The sequence below is a fragment of the Streptomyces sp. NPDC090021 genome, assembly GCF_044748225.1.
Taxonomy (GTDB): Bacteria; Actinomycetota; Actinomycetes; order Streptomycetales; family Streptomycetaceae; genus Streptomyces.
On the sequence record NZ_JBIVFO010000038.1, the window covers coordinates 25,773 to 44,149 of the forward strand.

Sequence of the window (18,377 nt, forward strand, 5' to 3'; positions counted from 1 at the left end):
CACGTCCGAGGAGGTAAGACGACTTGTGAATGAGTCGACATTTACTCCTGGGGGTGGTGGCGCAGGCGTCCCTGCGCGGGGCCAGAGTCCTGCCGGGCTCGAAGCTGTCGGCTCCGTCGCAGTACGCACCTTCGCAAACCACCAGCACATGACGACGCCCCAAAAGAGCATGGACGGCCTAGACGTGAACTCCAGGGCCGGCGACCTGAGCGGCGATACGCCCACGGGATTCGCCGACTACGACAATGTGCCCGAGGGGCACTTCTACGACCCCGACGCGGAGTACGAACCGGACCCCGAGTACGCGGCCACCCTCGCCCCCGACGCTGCCCGCCAGCGCCGTGAGCGGATCGGCCCGACCGGACGCCCGCTCCCGTACTTCCCGATCCCGGGTCCGCTGACCGACCACGGTCCGGCGAAGATCATCGCGATGTGCAACCAGAAGGGCGGCGTGGGCAAGACCACGTCGACCATCAACCTGGGTGCCGCGCTCGCCGAGTACGGGCGCCGCGTGCTGCTCGTCGACTTCGACCCGCAGGGCGCGCTGTCCGTGGGCCTCGGCGTGAACCCGATGGAACTCGACCTGACGGTCTACAACCTGCTCATGGAGCGGGGCATGTCGGCCGACGAGGTGCTCCTCAAGACGGCGGTCCCCAACATGGACCTGCTGCCGAGCAACATCGACCTGTCCGCTGCGGAAGTGCAGTTGGTCAGTGAGGTCGCGCGCGAGTCCACCCTGCAGCGGGCCCTGAAGCCCCTGATGGCCGACTACGACTACATCGTGATCGACTGTCAGCCCTCGCTCGGCCTGCTGACCGTGAACGCCCTGACGGCGGCTCACAAGGTCATCGTCCCGCTGGAGTGCGAGTTCTTCGCACTGCGCGGCGTGGCGCTGCTGACCGAGACCATCGAGAAGGTGCAGGAGCGGCTCAACCCCGAGCTGGAGCTCGACGGCATCCTCGCCACGATGTACGACTCCCGTACGGTGCACAGCCGCGAGGTGCTGGCGCGCGTCGTCGAGGCGTTCGACGACCACGTCTACCACACGGTCATCGGCCGGACGGTGCGTTTTCCGGAGACCACGGTCGCCGGTGAGCCGATCACCACGTACGCGTCGAACTCCGTCGGCGCCGCCGCCTATCGCCAGCTGGCCAGGGAGGTGCTCGCCCGTTGTCACGCCGAGTGAGTCTGCCCGGCGCCGACGAACTGTTCCGCACGACCGGGGGGATGGCGCTGCAGTCGTCCTCGCCGCGCCGCGGGGCCGAGGAGGCACCCGCCGCGGAACACTCGGCCGCTCCGGCCGGGGGTACGGCGGGAGAGGGCCGCAGCCGGGAGGCTGAGGCCGGTACGGAGGCGGGCGGACCCGTCGTGGGGCAGCCGCGGCGAGCGCAGGAAGGTTCTGCCGCCCCGGCTGCCGGGGCGCCCGCCGCCCCGACCGGGGCGACCCGGCGGGGCAAGGGCCAGGGCCGCGGCGCGAACCGGCGGCCCAGCGGCCGCGAACGACACGACGAGAAGATCACGGTCTACGTCTCCGCCGAGGAACTGATGGACCTGGAGCACGCGCGGCTGGTGCTGCGCGGGGAGCACGGCCTGGCCGTCGACCGCGGCCGCATCGTCCGCGAGGCGGTGGCGGTCGTCCTCGCCGACCTGGAGTCCCGCGGGGACGCCAGCATCCTGGTCCGCCGCCTCCGCGGCCGCTAGGCCGCCTGCGGGCCGCCTGCGGCGCCGCTCGGCCGGGACCCTGCCGCACCCGACGTCCTGCCCAGAGGCCGCCGACCCGCCGTCGGCGGCCTCTCGCCGCGTCCGGTGCCGGGGACTCCCCGCCCTGCCGCTCGCGCAACCGGAGTGCCCGTGCGGGCGCTGTGCGTACGGAGCGGCCTGCCGGGACACCGGCGGTACCGGTGGCGGCCCCCGCCCGCACCACCTGCGGTGTGCTTCGGCCCCCGCACACCGCCCGCGGGCCTGCGCCGCACCGGCGCGCGGGCCGCCGCACCGTCCCGGCCCGCCGGGCGGCGAATCGTCCGGGCAGGGCCCAAGGGCTGTCCCGCAATCCCCGGCGGGCGCACGACGCCAGCTACGGCACCTCGCTGCGTTGGCGGAACGCCCGAATACGCCCAGTATGGGGACGCTCCTCCGCCTTGCGATGCACCGCATCTGACGCCGTGCGCTGATCCACCGGGGATTGCGGGACAGCCCTTAGGCTTCCCGTGTTCGACCTGCCGTTCCTTCCGTACCCAGTTCCTTCCGTACCCACCTGGACCGCCATGCCTGCCCACCACGACGCCGCCCGTCCGGCCCGCCGGACCCTGGGGCGCGGGCCGGGAGCGGCCGCCGGGGATCCGGCGCCCGCTCCGGACGCGGCGGAGCCCGCCGAGGTGGCCGACGGGACCGGGGGGCCGGCCGACACCGCCGGGACCCCGGGCGCGGCCGAGCCCGCCACGGAATCCGCAGGAGGCGTCCCGGCGGTCCCCGCCGGGGGCGAGGGGCGGTTCACGTTGCGGCTCGACAACTTCGAGGGGCCCTTCGACCTGCTGCTCCAGCTGATCTCCCGGCACAAGCTCGACGTCACCGAGGTCGCGCTGTCCAAGGTCACCGACGAGTTCATGACGTACATCCGGGCCATGGGGCCCGACTGGGACCTCGACCAGACCACCGAGTTCCTCGTCGTCGCCGCGACCCTGCTCGACCTCAAGGCCGCCCGGCTGCTGCCGGTGGCCGAGGTCGAGGACGAGGCCGACCTCGCCCTCCTGGAGGCCCGGGACCTGCTCTTCGCCCGCCTGCTGCAGTACCGCGCGTACAAGCAGATCGCCGACATCTTCGAGCGCCGCGCCGAGAGCGAGGGCCGCCGTTACCCCCGGACGGTCGGGCTGGAGCCGCACCACGCCGACCTGCTGCCCGACGTCGTCATCAGCATCGGCGCGGAAGGGTTCGCCCGGCTCGCGGTCAAGGCCATGCAGCCCAAGGCCAAGCCCCAGGTCTACGTGGACCACATCCACGCACCCCTCGTCAGCGTGCGCGAGCAGGCCGGCGTCATGGTGCGGATGCTGAAGGCGCGCGGCGAGGCGACCTTCCAGGAGCTCACCGAGGACGCCGAGGACACGCTCACCGTCGTGGCGCGCTTCCTGGCCCTCCTGGAGCTCTACCGGGAGAAGGCGGTCGCCCTCGACCAGGAGGAGGCCCTGCGGACGCTCACCGTGCGCTGGAGCGGCGGGGACGGCGACGGCATGCCGACCGTCACCGACGAGTTCGACCGGATCGTGGAGGCGAAGGATTGAGCAGCGACGGGGGCGCGGTCGCCGCGCTGGAACTGAAGCCGGCCCTGGAGGCGGTCCTCATGGTCGTGGACGAGCCCGCGACCGAGGCGCACCTCGCCAAGGTGCTGGAGCGCACCCCGCGCGAGGTCGCGGACGCGCTGCGGGAGCTCGCCGACGAGTACACGGCCGCGCGCCGGGGCTTCGAGCTGCGGCTCGTCGCGGGCGGATGGCGTTTCTACACCCGGGCGGAGTACGCGCCGGCCGTGGAGGGCTTCGTACTGGACGGCCAGCAGGCCCGGCTCACCCAGGCGGCACTGGAGACCCTGGCGGTCGTCGCGTACCGCCAGCCGGTGAGCCGGTCGCGGGTCTCCGCCGTGCGCGGAGTCAACTGCGACGGGGTCATGCGGACCCTGCTCCAGCGCGGTCTGGTGGAGGAGGCGGGGACGGAACCCGAAACAGGTGCGATCCTATACAGGACGACGAACTACTTTCTGGAGCGGATGGGCCTGCGCGGCCTGGACGAGCTCCCGGAGCTCGCGCCCTTCCTCCCCGAGGCGGACGCGATCGAAGCCGAGACGCAAGAAGGTGTGCCGTCGTTCGATCCGGACGCACCGGACACCGATGAAGACGACAAGACGACGGAACTTTGATGCGAAGCAGCGGCAACGGCAACGGTGGCAACAGGAACAGCGGCGGCTCCGGCGGCGGGCGCGGTAGCGCCCGTGGCGGCGGCTCCGGCGGCGGCGGTGGCTACCGTGGCGGCGGCTCCGGCGGCGGCGGGGGCCACCGCGGCGGCAGCGGTTCCGGCGGCGGTGGCTACCGGGGCGGCAGCGGCTCGGGCGGCGGTTCCGGCAGCGGCGGCTACCGCGGCGGTCAGGGCGGCTCGCGCGACCGTGACCGCGACCAGGCGCCCCAGCGTCCCCGCAACCCCCGCCCCGAGGAGCGCCGCTACGACGTGGGCCCCGAGGGCGAGCGCACCCGCGGCGCCCGCGGCGACGCGGCGCGCGGCGGCGCCAAGGGCGGTCCTCGCGCCTCCAAGACCCCCGGCATCGGCGGCGCCGGCGGCCCGCGCCGCGGCCCGGGCAGCCGCAGCGGCCAGTCCCGCCCGCGCGAGCTGGACGCGCGCATCGAGGAGCGCGTGCGCGACCGGTACGCCGACAAGCCCGTGATCAGGACCCCGAAGACGTTCCCGGGCGCCGAGCAGGAGGGTGAGCGCCTGCAGAAGGTCCTCGCCCGCGCCGGCATGGGCTCGCGCCGTGCCTGCGAGGAACTCATCGAGCAGGCCCGCGTCGAGGTCAACGGCGAGATCGTCACCGAACAGGGCAAGCGCGTCCAGCCGAAGGACGAGATCAAGGTGGACGGCCTGACCGTCGCCACCCAGTCGTACCTGTTCTTCGCGCTGAACAAGCCGGCCGGTGTCGTCTCCACCATGGAGGACCCGGACGGCCGCCAGTGCCTGGGCGACTACGTCACCAACCGCGAGACGCGGCTGTTCCACGTCGGCCGGCTCGACACCGAGACCGAGGGCATCATCCTGCTCACCAACCACGGAGAGCTGGCCCACCGCCTCACGCACCCGAAGTACGGCGTGCAGAAGACCTACGTCGCCGCGATCACCGGCAACCTGCCGCGCGACATCGGCAAGCGCCTCAAGGACGGCATCGAGCTGGAGGACGGCTGGGCGCGCGCCGACAACTTCCGCGTCGTCGACCAGGTCGGCAAGAACTACATGGTCGAGGTGACCCTCCACGAGGGCCGCAAGCACATCGTGCGCCGCATGCTGTCCGAGGCGGGCTTCCCCGTCGACAAGCTCGTCCGGACCTCCTTCGGTCCCATCGAGCTGGGGGACCAGAAGTCCGGCTGGCTGCGCCGCCTGACCAACACCGAGGTCGGCATGCTGATGCGCGAGGTCGGTCTGTAGGACCCGCTCGGCCCCGCTCCACGAGAAGCCCGCAGTGCCCACGGCACCGCGGGCTTCTCCCTTGCCCGGACCCCGCACCCCTGTTTATAGTCACAGTGACTATTAAAGGGGGTGGGGCCCGGCATGGACCGGAACTTGAGCTGGACCGAGGCACTCGGGTTCGCCACGGGCGCCCTGCGCGACGGGCCCGAGCGCGGACCCTGGATGACCCGCCGCTTCCGCGCGGAGCTGGAGGCGACCGGCAGGCGCCACCTGTCCGTGCGCGGCGACCGCCGGGAGCGGCTGGCCACGGCCGCGGCAGCCGTGGACGAACTGCGCGCCGAAGGCCGGCGGTTCGCCGGCCCCCTCCCGGGGAACCGGTGAACGCCGCGGCGGGGCCGGGCTATGACCCGTACGCCTTCGAGCCGTTCGCGGTGACCGTCGACCTGGCCGTCTTCACCGTCCGCGGCGGCGCCCTGCACGTGCTGCTGATCCGGCGCGGCCAGGAGCCGTACGCGGGCTCCTGGGCACTGCCCGGCGGGTTCGTCCTGCCCCGGGAGTCCGCGGAGACGGCCGCCCGGCGTGAGCTGGCCGAGGAGACCGGCCTGCCCGGGCACATCGTGGCGGCCCTCCACCTGGAGCAGCTGCGCACCTACAGCGAGCCCGACCGGGACCCCCGGATGCGGGTCGTCTCGGTGGCCTTCACGGCCCTCGTCCCGGACCTCCCGGAGCCGGCCGCCGAGGGCGGAGGGGACGCGGCGCAGGCCCGCTGGCTGCCGCTGGGCGAGGCCCCGGACCTTGCCTTCGACCATGCGGTGATCCTGGCGGACGCGCGTGAGCGGGTCCGCTCGAAGCTGGAGTACACCTGCCTGGCCACCGCCTTCTGCCCGCCCGAGTTCACCCTCGGGGAGCTCCTGGCCGTCTACGAGACCGTCTGGGACACCGTGCTCGACCGCCCCAACTTCCGCCGCAAGGTCCTGACGACGCCCGGGTTCGTGGAGCCCGTACCGGGCGCCGCACGGCTCACCGGCGGCCGCGGCAAACCGGCAGCCCTCTACCGGGCCGGTCCGGCGACGGCCCTCCGTCCACCCCTGCTCCGACCGGAAGGACCCACACGATGACGAAGCGAGCCGCGACCGGCGCGCTGATCGGCCTGGCCCTGGGCGACGCCCTGGGCTTCCCGACCGAGTTCAACGACGTTCCCGCGATCCTCGCCAAGACGGGTCCGTGGCGCGAGATGCGCCTGCCCCGCCCGGCGATCGTCACGGACGACACCCAGATGACCCTCGCTCTGGCGCGTGGCATCCGGACCGCGACGGACCGCGGACGCATAGGACCCTCGCGGCTCACCCGGCCCGTCCGGGAGGAGTTCGTCGACTGGTACCACTCGCCGGAGAACAACCGGGCGCCCGGCAACACCTGCCTGCGGGCCTGCCACCTGCTGAACGACCCGCGGCGCGACTGGCGCGACGCCAGCCAGACCGGCTCCAAGGGCTGCGGTGCGAACATGCGGGTGGCCCCCGTCGGGCTGGTGCCCGGCTGGACCGACGAGGAACGGGCCGGCGCGGCCCAGCTCCAGTCCGCCCTCACCCACGGCCACCCGACCGCGCTCGCCGCCTCCGACCTGACCGCCCGGGCGGTGCACCTGCTGGCCTCCGGCACCGAGGTGACCGGCCTCGTCGGGCGGCTGCGCTCGTACGCGCTGGAGAACCGCACCCGCTACCACGAGCGCTGGCTCGGAGACCTGTGGATGCGGACCGCCGGTGACGCCACGCCGGAGTCCTTCATCACGCGCGGCTGGGACGAGTGCCTGGAGGTGCTGGACCGGCTCGCGGCCGCCCTGCGGACCCCGTCCCCGGAGACCGACCCCTGCCTGACCACCGGCGACGGCTGGATCGCGGAGGAGGCCCTCGCCACCGCCCTGCAGTGCTTCCTCCTCTTCCCCGACGAGCCCCTGACCGCCCTGCGCCGCGCTGCCTGCACCAGGGGCGACTCCGACTCCCTCGCCTGCCTCGCCGGCGCCTTCGCCGGAGCCCACCTCGGGGCGGACGTCTGGCCGCGCGAGTGGGAGGGCCGCATCGAGTACCGGGACGAGCTCCTGGCCTTCGGCACCCTCTGGGATGCTTGATCCATGCTGGACGCCCTGAGTATCGACCTGACCCCCGTCGTGGCGGAGCAGCCCGACCCGCTGCTCTTCGCCACCGTCTCGGGCGCACACCTGTACGGCTTCCCCTCCCGGGACTCCGACATCGACCTGCGCGGGGCGCACCTGCTCCCCGTCGAGGACCTCCTGGGCCTGCGCGAGCCCGAGGAGACCCGCACCCGCATGTGGGACCGCGGCGACGTGGAGATGGACCTCGTCACGCACGACCTGCGCAAGTTCGTCCGTCTCATGCTCAACCGCAACGGATACGTGCTGGAGCAGTTGCTGTCCCCGCTCGTGGTCCACACGACGGCGGCCCACGAGGAGCTGGTCGCGCTGGCTCCGGGCGTCCTGACCTCCCACCACGCCCACCACTACCGGGGGTTCGCGAACACCCAGTGGCGGCTCTTCGACAAGGCCGCCGAACTCAAGCCGCTCCTCTACGCCTTCCGGGCGCTGCTCACCGGCATCCATCTGATGAGGACGGCCGAGGTGCAGGCGCACCTGCCGACCCTGCTGACCGAGGTGCCGGAGGCGCCGCCGTACCTCGCCGCCCTGATCGAGGCCAAGGCGGCCGCCGAGCACGGGGGCTACGAGGGCCCGCCCGTCGCCGCCGTACGGGAGGACTTCGAGGCGCTGCACGCGCTGCTGGACACCGTGCAGGCGGGCACCGCGCTGCCCGCGTACGGGTCGGCGTACGACGCGCTGGACGCCTTCGTCGTGCGGCGGCGCCGGACCCTAGAAGGCTGACGCCCGCCGGGCGCGGACGAGGAAGTCCTCCACGCGGGCACGGTCCGGGTCCTCCGGCAGGGGGGTGCCGGCCAGGGCCCGCTCCGTTTCCTCCTGTAGCCGGGTCACCCAGGTGTCGACCTCGTCCCAGGTGAGCTCCCCGCGGCGGACGGCGAGGAGGCGGTCGCGGTGCGGGCCCGCGTCGATGCTCAGGAGGCCGGTGCGCAGCAGGTCGCGGCAGGACAGCAGCAACCGCAGCAGGTGCATGGCGTGCTTCCAGCGCGGCGCCCCGTGGACGCGGACGTCCGCGACGAGTTTGCCGTGCTGGGAGGCCGCGTACCGGCTGAAACTGGTGTGCGCCCGGCGGGAGAGGAAGGCCCCGCGCAGGGACAGCAGCTCCCGGCCGACCGGGTCGGCATGCTCCACCAGGGGGGAGTGCAGGCACTCCAGGATGTTCGGGTTGGCCCGCAGGGCGAGTTCGCAGAAACGTTCCAGCTCCCAGGAGAACTCCTCCTCCCGGGGCCCCTCGACATGCGTGGGCGGCTTCTCGAACCGCCAGAACAGCGGTGTCGGGGCGAGGTAGACACCGCGCACGTCGGTATCGCTGGCCTCCGTGGCCAGCCCGAACGCCCGGGAGCCCATCACGCACCGGTAGACCGTGTGGTCCCGTACCAGCGTCAGATCGTCCATCCCGGGAGCCTACGCCCGGGCGCACCCGCCCTGCCGGGCCTTTTTCGCAGGCCGGCAGGGCTGTGAGCGCCCGCTACGCGAGTGCGATGTTGCCGTCCGCCGAGACCGTGATCTTCTTCTCGGCGAGCCCCTTGGTGGCCGGTCCCGAGATCTTCGAGCCGTCCGTGGCCTTGAACTCACTGTTGTGGCAGGCGCAGTTGATGGTGTTGTCCGCCACCTTGCTCACCAGGCAGCCCTGGTGGGGGCAGACCGCCGTGAAGCAGCGGAAGGAGCCCGCCGTGGGCTGGGTGACCACGAGCTTCTCCTCCTTGAGGACCTTGCCGCCGCCCACGGGCACGTCCGCCGCCTGGGCGATGGACTTCGTACCGGCGGCCGCGCCGCCCGCCGAGGGCGCGTCGGCCGGGGCGGAGCCGGGCGGAGGGGTGGCGGCGCCGTTCGGTTCGCCGGTCGCGGCGCTCCCGCCGTCGCCGCCACCGCCGCAGGCGGTGAGCGCACCGCCGGCCAGGGTGGCCGCTCCGATCACCAGTACCTTGCGCCGGGCGGTCTGCGTGGGGTCGCTCATCAGTTTCTCCTCGCTGTGTGGCGGATCGGCGTGCAGCATCCTGACGTGCGGCGGGCCCCAGGTGAAGCCTGCCGCGCCCGCATCACGAGTTCCACTGCCACGGTGCCAGTGATGCGGGTGTGCCAGGTGTGCGTACGACCTCCCACACGTGGGCCACGGCGTCCCGGTTCAGCGGACCGAAAACATGGGGGAAACGGTCGCCGGAATCACCCTCCCGGCGGACCTCCGCGGTCAGCGCGTCCTCGTCGAGCTCGACCGCGAGCAGGGTCCCCGGCTGCTCCCGGTAGTGCGTGTCGGCGATTCCGAGCGCCGTCGTACTGTCCGCCGAACAGTGCACGAACCCCTCGGAGTCGAGCGAGGGCGGGGCGTACGGCAGCTCGGGTGCGGCGGTCCAGTCGGCGAGCGGGACGATGTGGAAGATCATGCCGATCGTTCTACCGCAGCGGCCGGGGAAGCGGGCGTCAGGTGGCGACTTCGTCCGGTCCGGGTGAGATTGTCCGTGTCTCGATGCCGGATACGGCGCTGTCCGCGCGACCCGGCCCTCCTGCGAAAGGCATGACGATGGCAGGTAACGACCTCGGCTCGCTGCTCGGCGGTCTCCTCGGCGGTGGCGGTGGCGGCGGGCAGAGCGGTGGCGGTGGCGCGGGCGGGGGCAACGTCCTCGGCGCCCTGCTCGGTGCACTCATGGGCGGCGCGGGCGGCGCCGGCGGTGCCCGGGCGGGCGGCGGCGCGGACAACCCGCTCGGCGGCCTCATGGACATGCTGACCAGGTCCGGCCTGGCCGACCAGGCGCAGTCCTGGATCGGCACGGGCGAGAACCAGCCGGTCAGCGGGGCGCAGATCAGCGAGGCCCTGCCGGACGAGACCCTCCAGAAGGTCGCCGCCCAGGCCGGCGTCTCCCCGGAACAGGCCGCGGACCAGATCGCGCAGAGCCTGCCGCAGGCCGTCGACAGGCTCACCCCGGGCGGAGAGATCCCCTCCGGTTCGATCGAGGACATCATCCGGCAGCAGAAGTTCTGAAGACGTCGTCCCACCAGGGCCCGGCCGCCGTCCCACAGGGCGGGCAGCCGGGCCCTCGCGGCGTACCGTCTGGCTACCCTGAGCCAGAACCTGTCGTCACGCACCCGTGGAGCGCCCCGTGAGAACCGCCGTCGTCATCGGAACCGGACTGATCGGCACCTCCGCGGCGCTCGCCCTGACAGCCCGCGGGGTCACCGTCCACCTCGCCGACCACGACCCGGACCGGGCCCGTACCGCCGCCGCCCTCGGGGCCGGCACCGACGAGCCCCCGCAGGAGCAGGTCGACCTCGCGATTGTCGCCGTGCCGCCGGCCCACGTCGCCGCGACCCTGGCCGACCTGATAGGGCGCGGCGCCGCGCGCGCCTACGTCGACGTGGCCAGCGTCAAGGGCGGGCCGCGGCGGGAACTGGCCGCGCTCGGCGTGGACGCCACCGCCTACATCGGCACGCACCCGATGGCGGGCAAGGAGCAGTCGGGGCCGCTGGCCGCGACGGCGGACCTCTTCGAGGGCCGCCCCTGGGTGCTCACCCCGACCCGTGAGACCGACCACGAGGTGCTCAACCTCGCCCTGGAGCTCGTCGCCCTGTCCCGGGCCGTCCCGGTGGTGATGGACGCGGACGCCCACGACCGGGCCGTCGCACTCGTCTCCCACACCCCGCAGCTCGTCTCCAGCATGGTCGCGGCCCGGCTGGAGGAGGCCGACGAGACGGCCGTACGGCTGTGCGGGCAGGGCATCCGCGACGTGACCCGGATCGCCGCCTCCGACCCGCGGATGTGGGTGGAGATCCTCTCGGCCAACCCGGGACCGGTCGCCGACGTGCTCGCCGGGATCGCCGCCGACCTGGAGGAGACCGTCGACGCGCTGCGCAGCCTCCAGTCCGCCGACGTGGACAAGCGCCGCGGCGGCGCCGCGGGCATCGAGGACGTGCTGCGCCGCGGGAACGCGGGTCGCGTACGGGTTCCGGGCAAGCACGGAGCGGCGCCCACGGTCTACGAGACCGTGGCCGTGCTCATCAGCGACCAGCCGGGCGAGCTGGCGAGGATCTTCGCCGACGCCGGCCGTGCGGGCGTCAACATCGAGGACGTGCGGATCGAGCACGCCACGGGTCAGCAGGCCGGTCTCGTCCAGCTCATGGTCGAGCCGCGGTCCGCCGCCGTCCTCACGGCCGAGCTGCGGGAACGGGGCTGGGCCCTGCGCACCTCCTGAGCCCGCGGGGCGCGGGAACCACGGGCGGGGCCGGGGGGTGGCCGGGGCCCGGTAACCTTGGGGAGGGGCGCTTTGCCGCGCCCTGACACGCACGCGCAACCAGGAAGGTGCCCGCACCGTGGAAACCGCAGCTCCGTCCGCCGTGATCGTCGCCATCGACGGTCCCTCCGGCACGGGCAAGTCCAGCACCTCCAAGGCCGTGGCCGCCAAGCTCGGGCTGCGCTACCTGGACACCGGTGCCCAGTACCGGGCCATCACCTGGTGGATGATCTCCAACGGGGTCGACACCGACGACGCGCAGGCCGTGGCGGTCGCCGCGGGCAAGCCGTCCATCGTGTCCGGTACCGACCCGGCCGCCCCCACCATCACCGTGGACGGCCTCGACGCCGCCGGTCCCATCCGGACCCAGGAGGTCACCTCCAAGGTCAGCGCCGTCAGTGCGGTCCCCGAGGTGCGCACGCTCATCACCGAGCTGCAGCGCTCCATCGCCGCCGAGGCCGCCCGGGACGCGGACGGGATCGTCGTCGAGGGCCGGGACATCGGCACCACCGTCCTCCCCGACGCCGACCTCAAGATCTTCCTGACTGCCTCCGCCGAGGCGCGCGCCGCCCGGCGCAACGGAGAACTCCTTGGCAAGGAGGCCGCGGACCTCGCGGCCACCAAGGCGGCGCTGATCAAGCGTGACGCCGCGGACTCCGGCCGCAAGACCTCGCCGCTGGCCAAGGCGGGCGACGCGGTCGAGGTGGACACCACCGAACTCACGCTCGACCAGGTGATCGAGTGCGTCGTGACGCTCGTCGAGGAGAAGCGGGCGGGCCGCAGGTGAGCTCAGCGCCCTCCCTCAAGGGTGCGGCGGTCGGCAGGCGCATCGGCATCGGCCTCATGTACGGGCTGTGGAAGCCGCGCGTACTGGGCGCCTGGAAGGTGCCCGCCTCGGGCCCCGTCATCCTGGCCGTGAACCACACCCACAACATAGACGGCCCCATGGTCATGGGCACCGCGCCCCGCCCCCTGCACTTCCTGATCAAGAAGGAAGCGTACGTGGGCCCGCTCGGTCCCTTCCTGGACGGCATCGGACAGGTCAAGGTCGACCGCTCCGGCGCCGACCGGGCGGCGATAGGCAGCGCCCTCGCCGTGCTCGACCAGGGCGGGGCCCTGGGGATATTCCCCGAGGGCACCCGCGGCGAGGGCGATTTCGCCTCGTTGCGCGCGGGCCTGGCGTACTTCGCGGTCCGCAGCGGCGCGCCCATCGTGCCCGTCGCCGTCCTCGGCAGCGACGAGAGCCGGGGCAGGCTGATCCCGGGGCTGCCGCCCTTCAAGAGCCGGGTCGACGTCGTCTTCGGCTCGGCCTTCGACGCCGGGGACGGCAGCGGCCGCCGCACCCGTACCGCGCTGGACCTGGCGACCGTACGCATCCAGGACCGGCTGACCGCCCACCTGGCCGACGCCAAGCGCCTGACCGGGCGCTGAGCGAGACTTGAACCAGTAGTGGAACCGCGCTGCGCGGGTACCACCGATCACCACGAACGACGAGGAACGGACTTCATGAACGACCAGCACGACCACGGAGCACTTGGCGACGCCGAGTACGCGGAGTTCATGGAGCTCGCCGCGGAAGAGGGCTTCGACCTCGAAGACGTCGAAGGCGCCATCGAGGAGGCGGGCCACGGCCCGCTGCCCGTCCTCGCCGTCGTGGGCCGCCCCAACGTCGGCAAGTCCACCCTGGTGAACCGCATCATCGGCCGCCGCGAGGCGGTCGTCGAGGACAAGCCCGGCGTTACGCGCGACCGGGTCACCTACGAGGCCGAGTGGGCCGGCCGGCGCTTCAAGGTCGTCGACACCGGCGGCTGGGAGCAGGACGTCCTCGGCATCGACGCCGCCGTCGCCGCCCAGGCCGAGTACGCCATCGAGACCGCCGACGCGGTCGTCTTCGTCGTGGACGCCAAGGTCGGCGCCACCGACAGCGACGAGGCCGTCGTCAAGCTGCTCCGCAAGGCCAAGAAGCCCGTCGTCCTGTGCGCCAACAAGGTCGACGGCCAGAGCGGCGAGTCCGACGCGGCCTCGCTGTGGTCGCTGGGCCTCGGCATGCCGCACCCGGTCTCCTCCCTGCACGGCCGCGGCACCGGCGACATGCTGGACGCCGTCCTCGACGTCCTGCCGGAGGCCCCCGAGCAGACCTTCGGTGGCGTCGCCCCCGGCGGCCCCCGCCGCATCGCCCTGATCGGCCGCCCGAACGTCGGCAAGTCCTCGCTCCTGAACAAGGTCGCGAAGGAGAACCGGGTCGTCGTCAACGAGCTGGCCGGCACCACCCGCGACCCGGTCGACGAGCTGATCGAGCTCGGCGGCGTCACCTGGAAGTTCGTCGACACCGCCGGTATCCGCAAGAAGGTCCACCTCCAGCAGGGCGCCGACTACTACGCCTCGTTGCGCACGGCCGCGGCCGTCGAGAAGGCGGAGGTGGCGGTCATCCTGATCGACACCACCGAGACCATCAGCGTCCAGGACCAGCGCATCATCACCATGGCCGTCGAGGCCGGCCGCGCGATCGTGATCGCCTACAACAAGTGGGACGAGCTCGACGAGGAGCGCCGCTACTACCTCGAGCGCGAGATCGAGACCGAGATGCAGCAGGTCTCCTGGGCGCCCCGGGTGAACGTCTCGGCGCTCACCGGCCGTCACATGGAGAAGCTGGTCCCGGCGATCGAGACCGCCCTCGCGGGCTGGGAGACGCGCGTCCCCACCGGCCGGCTGAACGCCTTCCTCGGCGAGGTCGTCGCCGCCCACCCGCACCCGATCCGCGGCGGCAAGCAGCCCCGCATCCTGTTCGGTACCCAGGCGGGGAGCAAGCCGCCGCGGTTCGTCCTCTTCGCCTCCGGCTTCCTGGAGCACGGCTACCGGCGCTTCATCGAGCGCCGCCTGCGCGAGGAGTTCGGGTTCGAGGGCACCCCGATCCACATCTCGGTGCGGGTGCGCGAGAAGCGCGGCGCCCAGTACAAGAAGAAGAAGTAGCGGCGGTCCGGGGTCAGTAGCCCCGGCGCGGAGCGGGCGGCAGCGCCGCCGGGATGTGCGTCATCCCGGTCTGGTGCTGCCGCCCGTCGGCGTATCCGGAGCCGCCCGCGTACGAGTAGGCGGGCTGGGGCTGGGGCTGGTGCTGTGGCTGCGACGGGGACGGCGCGGGTGGCGGCGTCTGCGGGAGGTACGAGGGCTGCCAGTCGGTCCGCTGCCATGCCGAACCGTTCCAGCCGCTGCCGTACACGCTCCCGGTGTAGCCGCCCCCGTACGAGAAGGCCGTGAACCCGAGGTCCTCCTCCCCCGTACGGTCGCCCGGCAGGGCCCGGAAGGCGCGCAGGTACTCCGAGTACAGCGTGTCGTAGATGGGGGTGTGCGAGACGGCGGCCGGCGAGCTGTCCCGGTCCCGTGCGGGACGCATGGCGGGGACGGCGCTCGGATAGGACGGGGCGCGGGAGGAGTCGTATGGATGCACGTATCAGCCAACGAAACCGGCGCTCTGCGGATGCGGGGTGAGGGGGCGGGAAACGCAGATCGCCGGGGGTGCGCGGGACGGACCGCACACCCCCGGCGCACGCCGCCCGGCCCCCACTGCGGGGGGCCGGGCGGCCGTTTCGGTACCGGCTCGGGATCAGGCGCCGGGCGTCCCCGCGAGGGGCATGGCGGCGGCCACGAGCTTGCCCGCGGCGGCGGCCTTGTCGAGCGCGTCGCGCAGCAGGTCCTCGCGCGGCTGCTGGCCGATGGAACCGACCGGCGCGGCGTAGATGAGCACGCGCTGGGTCTTCTGGACGGCCGTCCGCCAGCCGTCGGTGACCGACAGCGCCTGGTGGGCCTGCCACCAGGCGACCTGACCGCCGCCGTCGGTGCCCGGCTGGAGCACGGCGTGCAGCTGTCCGGCCGCGAGCAGGACCGACCAGCCGCCGAGGAGGGCGGGCAGTTCCGTCGTGTCGGTCACCGGGATGAAGCCCTGCTCGATCAGGAGCGGCAGGAAGTCGTCGCCGGGGCCGTCGCTGCCCGGGCGGGCGATGGGCGCGGTCGGCTCGACGACCAGGGCGGGGTGCAGCTCGCCGCCGATCAGCACGAGGCCGCTGGTGATGCCGAGGACGGCCTGTCCGCCCGGCACGTTCTGCGGGGCGGGCGCGCCCGCGTCCGGTGCGGAGGCGGGGCTGTCACCGGTGATGCTGCGGACCGCGCCCTGGAGCTGCTCCTCGGAGACGGAGACGACCTGCGAGGGGATGCAGGTGGCGTGGGCGAAGGCGAGGACGGCGGTCTCCTCGCCGACGAACAGCACCGTGCTGGTGCGGTCGTTCTCGGGGTCGCCCGGAGTGCGGCAGGAGGTGCAGTCGTAACTGCGCGGCGCGTCGTCGCCGACGAGCAGCCTGTCGGCTTCTTCGTCGCCGATCTCGGCACGTACCTCATCACTGACGTCGAGCATGCGCGGCACGGGGTGGCTCCTCGGCATAGGTGCGGGTCCGGGAGGCTCCCGGCTCGCCGGGCACAACGCAGGAGCGGCGGCCGGGGTCACGCCATTTGAGGGAACGGATTCGAACCGGGCGCCCGGAAGGGTGAACCGTGCGACCCTGACTTCGATTCTGTGCCAACTGGTTGCGGGTTCTGTGCAGTTGGTGGCCGGATGTGGCCGTTTGTGCGGGGTCGGGAGGTCGGCCGACCGGGTGGGGTGGCGTGACCGCCGCGTGGCGCGCCCCGGAACGCCGTGGAGTGCTGCGTAGCGTGACCCGATGCCCCGTCTCCGGACCCCCCGGGCCCACCGGGCCGCCCGCGCCGTCGTCGTCGCCTCCGTGCTGGCGCTCGTGCCGCTCGGGGGGACGGCCGCCGCGGCACCACCGCCGCCCGCGCCGGGTCCGGCCGGGGCGGCGCACCCGGGCTCGCCGGGCGTGATCGGGAGCGGGCCCGGGGACTGCGGACCGGGCGGGGAATGGCCCTGGGACTGCGTGGCCGACTGCGAGAGCGGTGGCCGGTGGGCCGTGAACACCGGCAACGGCTTCTACGGCGGGCTGCAGTTCTGGCAGCCGACGTGGGAGGAGTACGGCGGCCTGGTGTTCGCGCCGCGGGCCGACCTCGCGCAGCGCGTGCAGCAGATCCGGGTGGCGCAGGAGGTCCTCGCCGCGCAGGGCTGGAACGCGTGGCCGGTCTGCTCCAAGCGCTACGGGCTGGCCGGGCGGATGCACACCGTACGGAGCGGGGACACGCTGGTCACGATCGCCCGCGAGCGCCGGGTGCAGGGCGGCTGGCAGGCGCTGTACGCGGCCAACCGGGAGACGGTCGGGCCGCATCCGGAGTCGATCGCCGTGGGCATGCTGCTGCTCCTGCCGGAACCGGTTCCGGCGCCCGCGCCCGTGCCGGCGCCCGTGCCGGGGGCGGAGCCGAAGCCTGTGCCGGTTCCTGCGCCTGCGGCGGAGCCTGTCCCCGTGCCGGGGGCGGAGTCGAAGCCTGTGCCGGTTCCTGCGCCTGCGGCGGAGCCGAAGCCTGTGCCGGGGGCGGAGTCGAAGCCCGTGCCGGTCCCCGTGCCTGCGGCGGAGCCGGTCCCCGTGCCGGGGGCGGAGTCGAAGCCCGTGCGCGTGGCGAAGCAGGGGGCGTCGTCCTTCCGCTGAACGTCCACGGCCCGTGTGCGGCGGCGCCACTGGCAGACTCGGGGGATGCTCGAGACCTCCGCACGGCTGTTGCGCCTGCTCTCCCTGCTTCAGGCGCACCGCGAATGGACCGGCGCCGACCTCGCCGACCGGCTCGGCGTCACCGCCCGGACGGTGCGGCGCGACGTGGACCGGCTGAGGGAACTCGGGTATCCGGTGAACGCCTCTCCCGGGACCGGAGGCGGCTACCGGCTGGGGGCGGGGGCCGAACTGCCGCCGCTGCTGCTGGACGACGACGAGGCCGTGGCCGTCGCCGTCGGGTTGCGGACCGCCGCCGGCCACGGGGTGGAGGGGATCGGGGAGGCCTCCGTACGGGCCCTCGCGAAACTGGAGCAGGTCCTGCCGTCGCGCCTGCGCCGGAGGGTGTCCGCCCTCAACGAGTTCACCGTGCCGATGCTGCGCGACGCCCGGCACTCCACCGTGGACCCCTCGGTGCTGACCGAACTGGCTTCGGTCTGCCGGGACGCCGAGCGGCTCCGCTTCGCCTACCGGGACCACGGGGGCGGCGTCAGCCGCCGCACCGTCGAACCGCACCGGCTCGTGTGCACGGAGCGCCGCTGGTACCTGGTCGCCTGGGACCTCGACCGCGAGGCCTGGCGCACCTTCCGCGCCGACCGGATCGAGCCCGCACCGCCCCACGGGCCCCGGTTCACCCCGCGCCCGCCACCCGCCGAGGACCTCGCCGCGTACGTCTCCGAAGGCGTGTCCCAGCGGGCCTACGCCACCCGCGCGGTGGTGCTGCTCAAGATCCCGGAACAGGAGGCGGCGCAGATCGTCACGCCCAGCGACGGAGTCCTGGAACCGGTCGACGCGCATACCTGCCTGCTGCGCACCGGCGCCGTGAACCTGGACGTTCTGGTGATTCACATCCTGCTGCTCGGCTGTGAGTTCGAAGTGGTCGAGCCACCGCTGCTCACGGATCGGATGAGGGACCTCGGAGATCTCCTGGGCAAGGCCGTGGGGGCCCGGAAAATGAAGGAAATGTAGCGGATCTGAGGGGTATTCAGCCCGTCGGCCGCAGGGAGCCCGTGGAAATCCGATGAGGAAAATCTGCGGTTCTCGCCGGCAATTCGAACGCGTCTGCGTCCCGGGCGTGTCGCACTCCGGAAAGGAATTGGCGACTGTGGATATTCTGTGACACAAGCGTGACCCGGGACGGACGAACGTCCGGGCGCGGCGCTGACGAACGCCGAAGGCGGGCCGGGTCCACGA

General features: G+C 73.2%; 21 protein-coding genes. 16 read left to right on the forward strand and 5 right to left on the reverse strand.

The window, feature by feature from the left end; all coding sequences use genetic code 11:
- Positions 1-148: 148 nt before the first annotated feature.
- The 9 genes from ACIPXC_RS27055 (at position 149) to ACIPXC_RS27095 (ending at position 8,047) form a co-directional block, all read left to right on the forward strand.
- Positions 149-1,186: a ParA family protein gene (locus ACIPXC_RS27055; protein WP_225884681.1), complete on the forward strand. Its 1,038-nt coding sequence runs from the start codon at positions 149-151 to the stop codon at positions 1,184-1,186.
- The gene (locus tag ACIPXC_RS27060) at positions 1,171-1,701 is read left to right on the forward strand and encodes a hypothetical protein (RefSeq protein ID WP_401623339.1); all 531 of its coding nucleotides are present in this window, start codon (positions 1,171-1,173) and stop codon (positions 1,699-1,701) included. The genes ACIPXC_RS27055 and ACIPXC_RS27060 overlap by 16 nt, the downstream gene beginning before the upstream one ends.
- Before the next feature lie 563 nt (positions 1,702-2,264).
- Complete coding sequence (locus ACIPXC_RS27065) at positions 2,265-3,275, forward strand: segregation and condensation protein A (RefSeq protein WP_401623342.1); 1,011 nt, start codon at positions 2,265-2,267, stop codon at positions 3,273-3,275.
- On the forward strand, positions 3,272-3,904 hold the full coding sequence (gene scpB / locus ACIPXC_RS27070; protein WP_401623345.1) for an SMC-Scp complex subunit ScpB: 633 nt from the start codon (positions 3,272-3,274) through the stop codon (positions 3,902-3,904). Before ACIPXC_RS27065 ends, scpB begins: the two co-directional genes overlap by 4 nt.
- Positions 3,904-5,175 (forward strand): pseudouridine synthase, encoded by a 1,272-nt coding sequence (locus tag ACIPXC_RS27075; RefSeq protein WP_401623348.1) that lies wholly within the window; start codon positions 3,904-3,906, stop codon positions 5,173-5,175. Before scpB ends, ACIPXC_RS27075 begins: the two co-directional genes overlap by 1 nt.
- 135 nt (positions 5,176-5,310) lie before the next feature.
- Positions 5,311-5,538, forward strand: a complete 228-nt coding sequence (locus tag ACIPXC_RS27080) for a hypothetical protein (RefSeq protein WP_401623351.1) — start codon at positions 5,311-5,313, stop codon at positions 5,536-5,538.
- Positions 5,535-6,275, forward strand: a complete 741-nt coding sequence (locus ACIPXC_RS27085) for an NUDIX hydrolase (protein WP_401623354.1) — start codon at positions 5,535-5,537, stop codon at positions 6,273-6,275. Before ACIPXC_RS27080 ends, ACIPXC_RS27085 begins: the two co-directional genes overlap by 4 nt.
- Positions 6,272-7,282, forward strand: a complete 1,011-nt coding sequence (locus tag ACIPXC_RS27090; RefSeq protein ID WP_401623357.1) for an ADP-ribosylglycohydrolase family protein — start codon at positions 6,272-6,274, stop codon at positions 7,280-7,282. The genes ACIPXC_RS27085 and ACIPXC_RS27090 overlap by 4 nt, the downstream gene beginning before the upstream one ends.
- 3 nt (positions 7,283-7,285) lie before the next feature.
- Positions 7,286-8,047, forward strand: coding sequence for a DNA polymerase beta superfamily protein (locus tag ACIPXC_RS27095; RefSeq protein WP_401623359.1), 762 nt, complete (start codon positions 7,286-7,288; stop codon positions 8,045-8,047).
- On the opposite strand, the gene ACIPXC_RS27100 is transcribed toward ACIPXC_RS27095, so the two are convergent.
- The 3 genes from ACIPXC_RS27100 to ACIPXC_RS27110 form a co-directional block, all read right to left on the reverse strand.
- Positions 8,036-8,716 carry a DNA polymerase beta superfamily protein gene (locus tag ACIPXC_RS27100; RefSeq protein ID WP_401623361.1) on the reverse strand — a complete coding sequence of 227 codons (681 nt, stop codon included), beginning with the start codon at positions 8,714-8,716 and terminating at the stop codon, positions 8,036-8,038. The two genes, ACIPXC_RS27095 and ACIPXC_RS27100, sit on opposite strands and share 12 nt — an antisense overlap.
- 73 nt (positions 8,717-8,789) lie before the next feature.
- Entirely contained in the window at positions 8,790-9,278 is a 489-nt protein-coding gene (locus tag ACIPXC_RS27105; protein ID WP_401623365.1) for a Rieske (2Fe-2S) protein, read from the reverse strand.
- Between the two features lie 82 nt (positions 9,279-9,360).
- On the reverse strand, positions 9,361-9,702 hold the full coding sequence (locus tag ACIPXC_RS27110; protein WP_401623368.1) for a DUF952 domain-containing protein: 342 nt from the start codon (positions 9,700-9,702) through the stop codon (positions 9,361-9,363).
- An 83-nt stretch (positions 9,703-9,785) separates the two neighbouring features.
- Here ACIPXC_RS27110 and ACIPXC_RS27115 point away from each other — a divergent pair, with 83 nt between their 5' ends.
- From ACIPXC_RS27115 to der, 5 genes are all read left to right on the forward strand, one after another.
- The gene (locus ACIPXC_RS27115; protein ID WP_401623371.1) at positions 9,786-10,298 is read left to right on the forward strand and encodes a YidB family protein; all 513 of its coding nucleotides are present in this window, start codon (positions 9,786-9,788) and stop codon (positions 10,296-10,298) included.
- Positions 10,299-10,416: 118 nt separating this feature from the next.
- A complete protein-coding gene (locus ACIPXC_RS27120) occupies positions 10,417-11,505 on the forward strand; it encodes a prephenate dehydrogenase (RefSeq protein WP_401623374.1) in 1,089 nt (362 codons plus the stop codon).
- A 118-nt stretch (positions 11,506-11,623) separates the two neighbouring features.
- Positions 11,624-12,331, forward strand: a complete 708-nt coding sequence (gene cmk, locus ACIPXC_RS27125) for a (d)CMP kinase (RefSeq protein ID WP_401623377.1) — start codon at positions 11,624-11,626, stop codon at positions 12,329-12,331.
- Complete coding sequence (locus ACIPXC_RS27130) at positions 12,286-12,975, forward strand: lysophospholipid acyltransferase family protein (protein WP_401623380.1); 690 nt, start codon at positions 12,286-12,288, stop codon at positions 12,973-12,975. The genes cmk and ACIPXC_RS27130 overlap by 46 nt, the downstream gene beginning before the upstream one ends.
- 75 nt (positions 12,976-13,050) lie before the next feature.
- Positions 13,051-14,514 carry a ribosome biogenesis GTPase Der gene (gene der, locus ACIPXC_RS27135; RefSeq protein ID WP_030963375.1) on the forward strand — a complete coding sequence of 488 codons (1,464 nt, stop codon included), beginning with the start codon at positions 13,051-13,053 and terminating at the stop codon, positions 14,512-14,514.
- A 13-nt stretch (positions 14,515-14,527) separates the two neighbouring features.
- Here the strand turns inward: der and ACIPXC_RS27140 are convergent, their stop codons facing one another.
- Together ACIPXC_RS27140 and ACIPXC_RS27145 are read right to left on the reverse strand one after the other, a co-directional pair.
- Complete coding sequence (locus tag ACIPXC_RS27140) at positions 14,528-14,935, reverse strand: hypothetical protein (protein WP_401623383.1); 408 nt, start codon at positions 14,933-14,935, stop codon at positions 14,528-14,530.
- Between the two features lie 210 nt (positions 14,936-15,145).
- Positions 15,146-15,958: a hypothetical protein gene (locus ACIPXC_RS27145; protein ID WP_401623386.1), complete on the reverse strand. Its 813-nt coding sequence runs from the start codon at positions 15,956-15,958 to the stop codon at positions 15,146-15,148.
- 295 nt (positions 15,959-16,253) lie between these two features.
- Between ACIPXC_RS27145 and ACIPXC_RS27150 the strand changes: the two genes are divergently transcribed.
- Both ACIPXC_RS27150 and ACIPXC_RS27155 read left to right on the forward strand, forming a co-directional pair.
- Positions 16,254-17,126 (forward strand): transglycosylase family protein, encoded by an 873-nt coding sequence (locus tag ACIPXC_RS27150; RefSeq protein WP_401623389.1) that lies wholly within the window; start codon positions 16,254-16,256, stop codon positions 17,124-17,126.
- Between the two features lie 45 nt (positions 17,127-17,171).
- Positions 17,172-18,152 (forward strand): helix-turn-helix transcriptional regulator, encoded by a 981-nt coding sequence (locus ACIPXC_RS27155; protein ID WP_401623391.1) that lies wholly within the window; start codon positions 17,172-17,174, stop codon positions 18,150-18,152.
- The last annotated feature ends 225 nt before the right edge of the window (positions 18,153-18,377 follow it).